The 13213-nt window shown below is 38.9% G+C and carries 11 protein-coding genes; 5 read left to right on the forward strand and 6 right to left on the reverse strand.

The genetic code is table 11. The annotated features are described in order from the left end of the window. The first annotated feature begins 45 nt into the window (after positions 1 to 45). The 4 genes from GFH32_RS07975 (at position 46) to GFH32_RS07990 (ending at position 4527) form a co-directional block, all read left to right on the forward strand. Positions 46 to 564, forward strand: a complete 519-nt coding sequence (locus GFH32_RS07975) for a hypothetical protein (RefSeq protein WP_153510932.1) — start codon at positions 46 to 48, stop codon at positions 562 to 564. Positions 565 to 675: 111 nt separating this feature from the next. After that, on the forward strand, positions 676 to 1635 hold the full coding sequence (locus tag GFH32_RS07980; RefSeq protein ID WP_228384240.1) for a polysaccharide deacetylase family protein: 960 nt from the start codon (positions 676 to 678) through the stop codon (positions 1633 to 1635). Between the two features lie 68 nt (positions 1636 to 1703). After that, on the forward strand, positions 1704 to 3488 hold the full coding sequence (locus GFH32_RS07985) for an ABC transporter ATP-binding protein (protein WP_153510934.1): 1785 nt from the start codon (positions 1704 to 1706) through the stop codon (positions 3486 to 3488). 67 nt (positions 3489 to 3555) lie between these two features. Next, positions 3556 to 4527 carry a 1-acyl-sn-glycerol-3-phosphate acyltransferase gene (locus GFH32_RS07990; RefSeq protein ID WP_153510936.1) on the forward strand — a complete coding sequence of 324 codons (972 nt, stop codon included), beginning with the start codon at positions 3556 to 3558 and terminating at the stop codon, positions 4525 to 4527. On the opposite strand, the gene GFH32_RS07995 is transcribed toward GFH32_RS07990, so the two are convergent. Together GFH32_RS07995 and GFH32_RS08000 are read right to left on the reverse strand one after the other, a co-directional pair. Continuing rightward, positions 4524 to 5117, reverse strand: a complete 594-nt coding sequence (locus GFH32_RS07995) for a DUF4126 domain-containing protein (protein WP_153510938.1) — start codon at positions 5115 to 5117, stop codon at positions 4524 to 4526. The genes GFH32_RS07990 and GFH32_RS07995 overlap by 4 nt on opposite strands. Before the next feature lie 1160 nt (positions 5118 to 6277). Next, a complete protein-coding gene (locus GFH32_RS08000; protein WP_153510940.1) occupies positions 6278 to 8197 on the reverse strand; it encodes an ABC-F family ATP-binding cassette domain-containing protein in 1920 nt (639 codons plus the stop codon). 51 nt (positions 8198 to 8248) lie between these two features. Here GFH32_RS08000 and GFH32_RS08005 point away from each other — a divergent pair, with 51 nt between their 5' ends. After that, positions 8249 to 9280: a quinone-dependent dihydroorotate dehydrogenase gene (locus GFH32_RS08005; protein ID WP_153510942.1), complete on the forward strand. Its 1032-nt coding sequence runs from the start codon at positions 8249 to 8251 to the stop codon at positions 9278 to 9280. A 75-nt stretch (positions 9281 to 9355) separates the two neighbouring features. On the opposite strand, the gene GFH32_RS08010 is transcribed toward GFH32_RS08005, so the two are convergent. From GFH32_RS08010 to GFH32_RS08025, 4 genes are all read right to left on the reverse strand, one after another. Further along, entirely contained in the window at positions 9356 to 9820 is a 465-nt protein-coding gene (locus GFH32_RS08010) for a copper resistance protein NlpE (RefSeq protein WP_153510944.1), read from the reverse strand. Between the two features lie 136 nt (positions 9821 to 9956). Continuing rightward, a complete protein-coding gene (locus GFH32_RS08015) occupies positions 9957 to 10370 on the reverse strand; it encodes a CBS domain-containing protein (RefSeq protein WP_153510946.1) in 414 nt (137 codons plus the stop codon). Positions 10371 to 10570: 200 nt separating this feature from the next. Further along, positions 10571 to 11398 carry a bifunctional hydroxymethylpyrimidine kinase/phosphomethylpyrimidine kinase gene (gene thiD, locus GFH32_RS08020; protein WP_153510948.1) on the reverse strand — a complete coding sequence of 276 codons (828 nt, stop codon included), beginning with the start codon at positions 11396 to 11398 and terminating at the stop codon, positions 10571 to 10573. A gap of 123 nt (positions 11399 to 11521) precedes the next feature. Beyond that, positions 11522 to 13207 (reverse strand): NAD-binding protein, encoded by a 1686-nt coding sequence (locus GFH32_RS08025; protein WP_153510950.1) that lies wholly within the window; start codon positions 13205 to 13207, stop codon positions 11522 to 11524. Between the last annotated feature and the right edge of the window lie 6 nt (positions 13208 to 13213).

The following is a 13213-nucleotide window of genomic DNA, read 5'->3' on the forward strand; positions in this document are numbered from 1 at the left end:
CAAATTACATTAAAAAACGAACCCACAAATAATAAGGAGGTTAATATGAAAAAGTTATTCTACGTTGTTGTCTTTCTAAGTGCCTTTGCTTTCGCAAAGCCAGCTAACGCTCAAGTAAATGTTAGTATTAATATCGGTTCACAACCTCTTTGGGGTCCTAGTGGATATGATTACGCAAGGTATTATTATATGCCAGAAATGGATGTTTACTACGATGTATCTAGTCGTCACTATACTTACTATAACGGAGGACAATGGGTTTCGCATCGCAGTTTACCTAGTCGCTACGGCCGTTATGACATGCATAGAACTTATAAAGTAGTGATGAATGACTCACGTCCTTGGAGAAATCACCGCCGTCACCGCGATCATTACCATGGCTATTCAAGAAACTATAACCAAGTATCATTGCGTGACTACGGTAGAGGACATAAGCATCATGGTAAGAGTTATAAAAAAGCGCATAAAGAATATCGTAAAGCAGAAAAAAGACATGCAAAACATTACAGAGAGAGATCTTCTCGCAGAGATAGAGACTACAGAAATGTAAGAGGCATGTGGTAAAAAATAATGAAAGTAGAAAGAGGGGCTTAGCAATAAGCCCCTCTTTATTTACTTCATAAATAATATATTATTCGTTACTTTTGTCAAAATTTAAATGTGCATAGCAAAGCCATGTTGAAAAAGAAATTGCTCATTACACTATCTGTTTGTATCCTTGTCGGAGTCTTTTATTCTTGTAATCAAATTGTCGGTTCAACTGCAGATAAAAAAGGAGGGAAGGAGTCCGGATCTTTAGTTGAAGAAATTGAGCAGCTCGTTCAGCAGGACACCAGTTACTTAATGGATAAATTGGACTCCTTAAACCGAAATCTGATTGTTTTTCCAGCTGTAGATTCTTCGAACAAGATTGAGCCTAAGCAAGCGAAGCGTAATCTTCGGGATTCTATTTATCGCGAATTAAACAAAAAAGATAAGCACATTTATTTAACCTTTGATGATGGGCCTTTAATAGGGTCTCGCGCTATTGATTCTATAGCTACAGCAAAAGACACCAAAGTAAGTGCCTTTTTAGTTGGCAAGCATGCCAATATGAGTAAACGTTTAAAGAATGATTTTGAACGTTATGCAAAGAATCCATTAGTCGAATGTTATAATCACAGCTATACCCATGCTGGAAATAAGTTTCATGCCTTCTATAGTAATCCAGATTTAGCACTTGCAGATTTTGATAAATGTGAGGAAGCCCTGTCTTTGAAACACAAGATTGTACGTATGCCGGGGCGTAACATTTGGTTATTCGACGATGTTAGACGTGTTGATTTGACTAGTGGAAGCCAAACCGCTGACCTACTTGGAACAAAGGGATACAGTATATATGGCTGGGATGTCGAGTGGAAAATACATGGACTTTCCGGTAACCCTGTTCAGTCTGTCAATGAGATATACACACGTATTCGTACCATGCTTGGCAATAAATCTACCCTGAAACCAAATAATGTCGTTTTACTGATGCATGATGATATGTTTCAGAATAAAAAAGGGCAGCAGTTATTGGTAGCTTTAATTGATAGCCTGAAGAAACATAAGGATTATCACTTCGAATTTATCTCAACATATCCGCATAAATATTAGTATTCGTCTTTTCTTGTAATTTTTGATACATTGATTAAACTTTTTAATAAAAATGAAGTTTAGTCCATATGACCATATCGCAGTTATTCAAGAAAATCACGCCATTTACTAAACCTTATAAGAATCTAATTTTCTATACCCTGATCCTAACTGTTATAGGATCTTTCGCCGCACAGGTAAACGCATTTATCTTAAAATATACGGTGGATTCCATTTCGGAGCTGCTCGTCAATAAGACACCCTTGCGCATGGGGTTACATCTGCTCGGCATTATCTCTGCGATCTTATTAAGTAAGGAAATTATCTATTCCATTGTACAGTTTGGGCAGAAGTTCTACGGCGAGAAATTAAGGATTATGATTGCGCGCGACTTTTCTCAAGCCATTGTCGACAAGATACTTACCTATAAAATGGCGTTCTACACGTCTAGTGTCAACGAATCTGGAAAGCTGCAAACGCGTATTGATGCCGGAATAAGCTCCCTAACACGATTAGTACAAAACTTTTTTATCGATATTCTTCCCTTATTTGCCAATGCGATTATCGCATTGGTCTGTATGTTTATCGCGAACGTTTATGTCGGACTCGTCGGGCTAATCATTATCCCCATCTATTTTTATATCTCTCAACTTCAGGCACAACGACTTTCGGGCTTTCGAAGAAATATGCGAAAATACAGGGAGAACAAGAATAATCAGATTATTAATTTAATCGATTCCATTACGGTGATTAAATCCTTTGTCCGGGAAGATTTGGAAGCCAAGCGGCATCAGGAGATCCAGTACGAAATGACGGAGAATCAAATGGCGACTCGAAAAACTAGCTTTATATTCGATAGTATTAAGAGCTTTATTGAACAGATCGGGGTCGTAATTGTGATTATCTTGACTGCCTATTTCGTTTTAAATGAACAAATGTCAATCGGGGCAATCATGTTTCATATCATGCTCTTCAATAATGTCTCCGCACCAATTAGACAGTTACATCGTATTTACGATGAGGTGAACGATGCATTAATCTATTCGGAGAGCTTTTTCGAAATTTTAGAAGATGAGGGACAGAAAGAGCCGAGTGGTAGTTACAAACCCGCCTCGATTAAAGGATTAATAGAAATAAAGAATATCAATTTTACCTATCCCAATGGCCATCGCGCCATAACCGATGTGAGTATGACCATCCGCCCTAATCAAAATACGGCGTTAGTAGGACTTTCTGGCGCAGGGAAAAGTACCATCATCAATCTTCTGGATAAATTCTACGAACCCGATAGCGGACAAATTCTATTAGACGGTGTTGATCTGAAGGAATATGATACTGATTTTTTGAGAGAGCATGTTGGCCTTGTATTGCAGCGCAACCATATATTCAAAGGTAGTATTGCTGACAATATTCGCTATGGAAAGACGGAAGCGACGCTTGATGATGTGATCGAGGCGGCAAAGAAAGTCTATATACATGAGCAAATTATGGAATTGGCAAACGGCTATGAATCGGAGGCTCATCTACTGTCGGGCGGGCAGCAGCAGCGGATTGCAATTGCACGCATGTTCTTAAAGAACCCGGCTATCATCTTCTTAGATGAACCGACGGCAAATTTGGACGCCATCGCAACCGAACAAATAAAAAACAGCTTAGACGCCATTAAAGTCGGTCGTACAGTGATTATTGTTTCCCATAGCATCTCCCAGATTATTGACTCCGAACATATCGTCGTCATGGAGAAGGGGCGAGTTGTGGAGGATGGTACACACGAGGAATTATTTGATCGGCATGGAACCTATCATAAGATATTTAGCGCTATGGCAAATAGTTTAAACATCCACAAAATTACCGAATCATTGAAAGAAGATTGATAAAAGCAATTTCAGGCAAGTTTTTTGTGTTAAATTTACAACGTTTAAATAGCACATTCAGGAATATATGTTTTATCCACTTCTTCGTTCCTTTGTAAAATTCGGATTAAACTGGTATGTCGCGGATTGGCAATTAAAGAATCTCGCCAACGCAAGCCTTCATCATCCGACGATTGTCGTATGCAATCACCCTAATTCATTCTTTGATGCTTTGGTCTTAGCAGTGCATAGTCCTAAGGAAACGCGCTTCTTGGTGCGTGGAGATATTTTTAAAAAGCAATGGGCAAATTGGGCGTTGCGGAATTTATTTATGATTCCAATTTACAAGAAGTCTGACGATCCTGATTTCGAAGTGATGAATGCTTTTACCTATGATGAATGTGCAAAATGGTTAAAGTCGTCTGAAAACATTGTTATTTTTCCAGAGGGTGTATCTCGAAATACGCATCGCTTGCGCCCATTTATGCCGTCTGGTTTTTCGGCCTTGGTGAAACGTGCGATTAGCATGGATATCCCCGTACAAATACAACCCTATGTGATCAATTACAGTTCCTTCAACGCTATTCCTAAAGCAGTAGCATTAACGGCGCTAAGTCCGATCGATAGCACAGACTACATCCAAGAATCTGAGGTTGATACTTCCAAAATACTAACATTGATGCGTGAAGAAATGGACTCCGAATTAGCGGGAATACCAATTACGCCGACACCAGATTACGCAAAGAATAGGGAATGGATGAAATACCCAGCAAAAGCAGGATATTATACCCACCATTGGTTATATAAGTTGCTGAAAGCTCAAGTTGAAAAGAAGACATCCGGAACAATTTTCTACGATTCGCTGATGTTTGCTGCACTGTTGTTTGGCTATCCACTGCTAATTTTAATCCTCAGTCTGCTCATTGGAAACCTAATTGGATTTTGGACAGGCCTATTAATTTTTACCATTCTACCGTTTCTATCCTATTGCTGGGTGCAATACGAACCCATTCGTGTACATGACGAATCGGATACCTTTAAAGATAATAAACTGAACTAGCCGAGCTCTTGTCTCTTCGGTCTGAGCTTTTGCCATATTTTTTTACCGTACCGTACGATAAAAAAGAGAATTAGCAAAACTAGGACGGCGGCAAGAATTGGTAGGAAGATGGCGAAAACACTCATAATCGTTGAGCCTACGGTTTCAACTGTCGATATAATGGGATTTCCGACGCCACCTGTTGTCCCAGACGATGCCGCCCGAGTACCTGCTAATGCCGAGCTGATTGTAGCTGCCGTTCCTCCACCAGCGATTAATGCTAAGGACCATTGTGTCCAATCATTCACTTCTGTAAACTGAGACGCAAATAATAGGGAACCTGCAAGGGTAGCTAGAGGCACTGAGATCGTGTCCAATAGATTATCCACAAAGGGGATGTAATAGGCTAATATCTCCACCAAAGTCGCAATGCCAGCACCTAGAACAGCCGGAAGTGTACCAATCCAAGCAAAGCTATCATTCGCCGGAATCCATCCCATAAACGTTCCTAAGCTTAAGATAAATATCGGTAGGAAAACCCGAAAGCCTGTAGCAGCCGCCAAACCAATGCCGACAAACAAAGAGAGGAGGTAGGGTAGAAATTCAGACATTTAATTAGATTTTAGTAGTTAGATATTAGTAGTTAGATGTAAGATATTAAAAATAAGATATTAGATGTTAGACATTAGACTTTACGTATTCGATGTTATCCTTGATATTATTAGACATTAGATTTTACGCATTTGATACTATGTTTGATATCATTGAATAATAGAAATTGGATATTACACATTTGATACTATGTTTGACATAATTATCCAATAGATTAATGCTTATGATGTTATGTTTCATATCATTAGACGTAAGGTATTACACATTAGAAATAGATACTATATCTAATATCTAATATCTCTTTACTCAGACCATAGGTTTTAAAAGTTCTATTTAAGAAATAAACATTTCTTCCAAGTATTATTCGGGTTTATATTTCTGCTGTATAACCTTCATAAGATACTAATAATCTACCGTTTATTAGTCTTTTTCCAGTTCCTGTATCTACAACAAAAATAAGTCCAATTGTGGGTTAGTATAACAATGCTTCGAAGATCTTTCGAGAATGATGGGTTAAGCTACGAAGAAGTTACGAAGAAATTTTGCATCAGTTGTGTATCAACTAGTACGAATGCCTATTCCATTACTTAAAATCGGAGTCGATTTTTCTAGAAGTATTATGCATCAAAAGCCAAAGTTTGTAAAAAACATAACTCAATTCTCTAAACATAAACCAACAAAGAACAATAATCTAATAGCTAAGGAGAGATCGTCGAGCTTCAGGGGGAATCTTCTGTTAGGCCACTCAGAGCCAGAGAAGGTCGGTAAGTAAAGGGACCGTGGAATAAAGCGGAGCGAAGCGAGCATTTATGCCGCGAAAGCCCTTTAGCTACCGATACCTTTGGAGGCTATCTTTGCAGCAACAGACGATTCTCTCCAGAAAAAGGAAATGAACAAAAAGATAATATCAATAACCAACTATCACCGAACCACTAACCACTAAATACAAGCTACAACCACAATATACTAGCGACTATCCTCTAAATACTAACTACTAATTACCAACTACTAACACAATATACTAGCGACTATCCTCTAAATACTAACTACTAATTACCAGCTACTAATCAACAAATACTAACAAAAAAAAATGGCGACCATTTCTAGTCGCCATACTCTAATATCTAAAATCTAATGTCTAATAGATAATATCTTAACCCTAACTCAACGATTCAAGTTCCATTATTTCTTCCGCTAGGGCTTCCCATTCGGCTTGAATTTGGTCGAATCGAGCTTTTTCGGAATTGTAATTTCTGGTATGTTCTTGCAGTTTTACTGCGTCAGAATAGATTTCTTCTTTTGCGAGTTCAGTTTCTAATTGTTTAACGATTAGTTCTTGACTGGCAATTTTCTGTTCTAAGCTACTAAGTTCTTTATTTTTCTTTTGCAGCGTCTTTTGTACGTCATCGTTTGCCACTACTTTAACAGGTTTTGGCTGTTCTTCTTTCACCTTTTTTGCAGGTTTATCCGAACTTTTGACAGTACGTTTAGCGTTCCATTCTTCGAACTCTTGGTATGTACCAGGGTATTCTTTGACTTTCTTATCCTCGATATACCATATTTTATTAGCGATATTATCTAGGAAATAGCGGTCGTGGGATACCACGATAAAAGTACCTTCATACTGTTGGAGGGCTTGAATAAGAATATTCACGGATGCCATGTCCAAGTGGTTGGTAGGCTCATCGAGAACGAGGAAGTTGGCGTCAGCGGTTAGAGCTTTCGCAAGGGCAACTCTTGATTTCTCGCCTCCGGAAAGGACTTTAATCTTCTTGAAAACATCGTCGCCAGTAAAGAGGAAGCATCCTAGGATAGAGCGTAATTCAGTTTCCGTTTGTTTTGGAGCGAAGTTTATCAACTCTTGGATAAGCGAATTTTCCAGGTGCAGGGCTTCCAGCTGATGTTGTGCGAAGAAGGTTTGAGAAACATTATGTCCTTTTGTACTTGTTCCTGAGAATTCAGAATCAGCATCGGCAACAATACGTAATAACGTCGATTTACCCTTACCGTTTGCACCAATTAAAGCAATCTTGTCGCCTTTTTCAATTAATGCATCCGTACGATCTAATATTTCTAGGTTAGGGTAGGATTTAGAGATCTGCTCTAGAGTCACGACATGTCTACCAGAAGGCTTAGAAAACTTAAAGCTGAAGTTTACTTCAGGATTATCATCATCGATATCATCAACCTTTTCCATACGGTCTAAGGCTTTGATACGAGATTGTACCATTTTTGCCTTACTTGCTTTGGAGCGGAAGCGTTCGATTAATTTCTCTTCTTGTTTAATTTTAGCCTGTTGATTCTTGAATTGATTTCCTTGAATCTCTTCGCGCAGCGACTTTTCTTCTAGATAGAAAGAATAGTTTCCGGCATATAGCGTTAACTTACCTTTTCTAGATTCCACCGTTTTATTAATAATACGGTCTAAGAAATAGCGGTCATGGGAAACGATTACAATTGCTCCTTCGAAAGCTTGCAAGTAGTTTTCCAACCATTTAATTGATGGTAAGTCTAAGTGGTTGGTAGGCTCATCGAGTAATAGGATGTCAGGAGTTTGCAGTAAGATACGGGCTAACATCACGCGCATACGCCATCCTCCGGAGAATGTCGCTAATGGGCGTTGTTGTTCGTCTTCCGAAAATCCTAAACCAGCTAAGATCTCATGCGCACGGAATTCAATGCTGTAGCCGTCTAAGGCTTCAAATTCCATTTGCTTGTCACTCAATTTGTTTAATATATCGTCCGAGTAGTCTGTTTCCAGTTTTTTTAGTAGAACCTCAATTTCGCTATGCAATTGGTTTTGACGTTCAAAAGCTTCCATTGCCACATGTAAGATACTTTTCTCGGAGTGGTAGGAGAGTAAATCTTGATTGAGGTAACCAATTTTTAGGTCCTTAGCCATTGAAACGGTTCCGGCTGTAGGGCTGTATTCGCCGACAATGATTTTTAATAGCGTCGACTTACCAGTACCGTTAGCACCAATAAGTCCGACTTTATCACCTGGTTTGATGTGCCAGTTTGCTTCGTCGTACAGTGCACGAGCACCAATTTCAAAAGTTAAATTATTTATAGATATCATTTCAACGACAAAAGTAATGAATATTTCTGCTTCTTTGGCTACCTTTGCGCTATGTACAAATTAGTTAAGCCACTATTTTTTCAAATGAACCCTGAGCAGGCACATAATAATGTGACTTCGGGTTTGAAAGTTTTTACTAAAATTTGGGGTTCCAATGCGATTTTGAAATCATTATACGCAGTGGAGGATCCTCGTCTGCAAACGACAGTTTTTGGTTTAACGTTCAAGAATCCAGTAGGTTTAGCGGCGGGTTTTGATAAGAATGCGGATTATATTGAGCAGATGTCAAAACTAGGTTTTGGATTTATTGAAATCGGAACTGTAACACCTAAGCCACAGCCGGGAAATGATAAACCTCGTATGTTTAGATTAGTGAACGATGAGGCATTAATTAATCGAATGGGCTTCAACAATCAGGGCGCTGATGTTGCTGCCGGGCGATTGAAACATTTGAAAGAGAAGAATGGCGTTATTATCGGTGGAAACATTGGTAAAAATAAAGTAACTCCGAATGAAGAAGCTGTAAACGATTATATCTATTGTTTCAATTCGCTTTTTGATTACGTAGACTATTTTGTCGTGAATGTAAGCTCGCCAAACACCCCAGGCTTGCGTGATTTACAAGAAAAGGAACCTTTGAAGCACATCTTGAATACCCTTCAAGAGCTGAATATGGCAAAAGCGAGTCCGAAGCCTATATTGCTGAAGATAGCGCCCGATTTGACAGATTCACAATTAGATGATATCGTAGAGATTGTACAGGATACGAAGATCGCTGGTGTGATTGCTACGAATACCACTATTTCTAGAGAAGGATTAAAGAGCGATCCTAATTTGGTGAAAGAAACGGGAGGGGTATCTGGAAAACCATTAACGAAACGTTCAACTGAAGTTATCAAATATTTATCGGATAAATCGAATAAGGCTTTTCCTATCATTGGTGTAGGGGGGATACACTCCGCTGCAGATGCAATAGAGAAGTTAAATGCAGGAGCTAGTCTTGTGCAAGTGTATACTGGATTTATCTATCAGGGTCCGGGTTTGGTCGCTGAGATATGTAAAGGAATATTAAAGGGGAAATAAAATTTCCCCTTTTTTTATGATCAGCAATACTGCTTATCATGAACTCTTTTGTTCTCGTTTAAAAAAACGTATTGTCTACAATTCTTTTTTCAAGATATAGTGATCTTTCAATGGACCATCAATAGGTTTTCCATCTTGATCTAACGAGAATAGTTGATTCTCTCCAACCTTAAGTTTCATATTAACCTCTTTGCCCATCAGGTGCACCACGCTTCCGTTATCGTGCCACATAAATTTTCCAGCATCTTCAATTTTGCTGTCGCGTTCTTGGTAGACACCGGTATATTTAAACGTGAGATCATCATTTAATACAACCGTTGTCTCAATACCTGGACAATCTGCACAAGGGATTACACCTTTGTACGTCCCTGCCCAATCCACAGAATTTTGAGAGGTATGCTCGGTATCCTTGGCTGCAGTGCTTGTGTCGCCGCTTGTTGCTGTCGTATCAGCCCCGGCACCTTGTTTGTTGACGTTCGATTCACAGGCAGCAAAAGCCAATAGCCCGATACATAGCGATAGTGAGAATAGTTTTTTCATCTTACAGAATTTATGATAGCAAATAATTACCAAAAACTAGACCAATTGAAATATATTATCCGTAAAGTTAAGGGTGCTTAAAAATAAAATAAGCCTACTTGCTGGAAAGTAGGCTTAATAAAGATAATGAAGAACTTTAATATTGGTCGATGAAGTAATTGAGTAGGTCAGTTGTCGTGACTATCCCTACTAGTTCTTCGTCTTCAACGACTGGAATTGAATGAAAGGAATGCTTGGATAAAATTTCTGTCGCCTCTTTGATGGTACTACTTGGTGGAATACTCACTGGCGATTTTGCCATCAACTGAGAAACAGTGTACGTATCATACACCACCGATTCGATATCATCATCTTCAGAGACATCTACATAGCTGATTTTTAGAAGGTCTGAGTAACTTACAACACCAATTAGCTTTTTGTTTTCGACAACCGGAAGGTGACGGATATTGTGCTTCTTAAATAAGTTTTCCGCATCATAAAGGCTATCCTTCTGAGTCAAAGTGATAAGCTCTTTACTCATGATTTGCGATACTGGGACTCTCTGTTTCATAACTATGTAATTTGAATAAACGCTGCATTAGCGTATAGTCAAATATCCATGCAATCGAAAAAAAATCCTAGGTGAACGATTACTTTTTAAAATGATTGTGATCTTGTAAATTTTAAAAACAATTTCTTAACTTAGTAGCTTGCCTCTTATAAAATTATCAATAATAAGCCTCTTCTAAGTATCTTGCTTTTCTCCAATATTTATTTCAGTGGTATTGGGTTAAAGAAATGATTTAATGGTCCATTTCCTTTTCCAATTTGGAAGTCTTTTGCGGCGACTATCGATTGATGTACGAATTCTATTCCTCCTTTAACAGCTGTCGTTAATGATTGGCCTAAGGCTAGATAGGATGCGATCGCAGCGGAAAGGGTACAACCAGTGCCTCGCGTATTTCGAGTATCAATACGTTGTGTTTTAAATGCTATGGAATCCGAGGTGTTCGTTTTCAAAAGGCTACTTAATGTATCATCGGGAAGATGACCTCCTTTAAGTAATACTGCATGCAGTCCCTTTGTTAAAAGAATATCTATTGCTAGTTCCATATCTTGTAGATTTTTAACTGACATACCTGTCAATGCTGCCGCCTCATCTAAGTTTGGAGTAACTAGTGTAGCTAGTGGATAGAGCTTTCGGATACATTCTGCTATAGTTTCTTCATCTTGTAACTGATGTCCTGAACTAGATAACATCACTGGATCTACAACAATAGGCCCTTTATAGTTTTCTAAAATACGGGAGATGATGTCGACTTGCTTGCTATTGGCTATCATACCTATTTTTATCGCATCGGGATAGACATCATCGAAAACACAGTTCAACTGTTCTTCTATTGCTACATCAGGAATAGGGAATACTGCCTTGACGCCAGTCGTATTTTGAACAGGAAGTGAGGTTATTATAGTTGTCGCATAACAACCAATTGCAGATATAGTCTTGATATCTGCTTGTAGGCCTGCGCCAGCAATATTATCAAAACCGGCTATACTTAAAACTGTCTTAATTGATGTAGGGTTCTTAGATTGTTCCATTTTTTTGAGCGCTCCCTTCAAATATAGTCATGTTCATTTAAAGTAGGCTGGTATGGCGCAAATCTATCTAGCAGACCTTCGCACTATACAGCGAGAAGGGATGCTCGTGATTCCAAAAGATAATTAACGAACATCTTCCAACAGTTTAGGAATTCTCAAGATCGTATCTCTATCTTTTTGTTTTTCGGCTTCAGAAATTTGATCCCACGGAACGAGCGAAGGATGTAGTTTAAGTTCATCATTGCGGACTGGAGCAAAGTCCCAGCCGTATAGATAGCGATGCGCCATCCATCGTTTATGTTCAATGATGGCTAAAGATTCAATCTCTTCTTTGCTGAAGTGTAAGTCCGTATTCGAAAGTGGATTTAATGATTTACCAGAAAGCAATAGTTTAAACGAGATATGATCAGCCTGTGTTCTATTGGCATCTTTAGCATCTTCGCTTAGAGTATGCCAGTCTGAAGTATAGCGTTTACTCTCGGAGGCTTCACCGGAAATTAGCTTCTGATAGTCGTCGTGTATAGCTTGTGCCATCCGGTCTTGCTTTTCACCAGTAATGAATTCTATACTACAGGTTTCCTCAATTCCTCCAAAGAAATGAATGCGCTGATTTTCCGTACTGCTTTCCATTAATGCGCGCAATCCCTTTCCCTCGGCATTTAAGGTGTAGATAGGAAAGTCTAGTTGTCGACTTTGTTGTAAGAGTTCCAAAGCGTTATTTAAATTCGTCTCATCATCATCAAATGCATTAATAACGATCGTTTGTTGCGCGGTATTCGTTAGTTCTTCCTGTTGCAATAGCGCTTGAAAGGAACCATTGAACTCATGAAAGCTGATATTACCAATTTTATGCGCCATTGGGTAGCGCTCTTGAAAGAGTGCTTGTTCTTTTGTCGCCGCATCTGTGTAGATTACTATTGTGGGTTCCCGTTCAGGATGTACGTGTAGCATACGCAGCGCCTGCAAGAGGATCGCTTTTGCAAAATTCCCGAAGCCAATAAAGACAACTTTCTCCAACTGCGGCTTGTTACTTCGCTCTAGGTCGATTAATAGTTGGCTAAAGAACTGACGGGCAACCATTTTATGGATATTGAAGAAATGTAGTTCGACGCTATTATTTGCGAAGTTTAAATCTGCATTCCGCACCAGTTCGATCAATCGAGGATTTCTTAAATGTACGTAACAGCGAAGTTTATTTTCACATTGGGACTTCTTGTAGATTTGCTGAACCGATTCGACAATTTCAATAACGGATTGCTCATTATCTAGAAAAACAATGAGGTCCGCAGCACGTTTGATTCCTGCTTCAATCAGCGTACTTTCTTCTTCTGCATTGCCGGTAATCAGAAGATGTCCCTCTTTTTTTATAGCCAAACTATCGGCGGGTTCACTTTCCTTCTCAATCACAACGCCCTTCCGATTGTAATCATTTTTTAAGCTCTGTACAATTTGTCTCCCCTTTTTAGATAGGCCAACGGAAATCAAATGATTCTGTTTGAACGAGGCCAATAATAGGGTGTATTGCTCGCTAAAGACCTTTTGGATAATTTTAAAGGCTCCAAATAGCAGAATAAAGATTGTGAAGATTTTTGCCAGTATTAACTCCCACGGAATATTCACATCTTCGAGGGAAGTAGCAGAGGGATCACTGCCAAATGCTATTTTTATAATGCGATATATTCTATCAGGAAGATAGCGAAGGCTATTGCTTTCTGGGTAGAGTTTTGATAAACCTATCCAAGAAATTGTTATCAATGCAATGATAAATATAATACCAAGAATTCCTTTTTGCCTTCTATTGAGCTTCATTCCGCT

This window comes from Sphingobacteruim zhuxiongii (assembly GCF_009557615.1).
Classification (GTDB): Bacteria; Bacteroidota; Bacteroidia; order Sphingobacteriales; family Sphingobacteriaceae; genus Sphingobacterium; species Sphingobacterium zhuxiongii.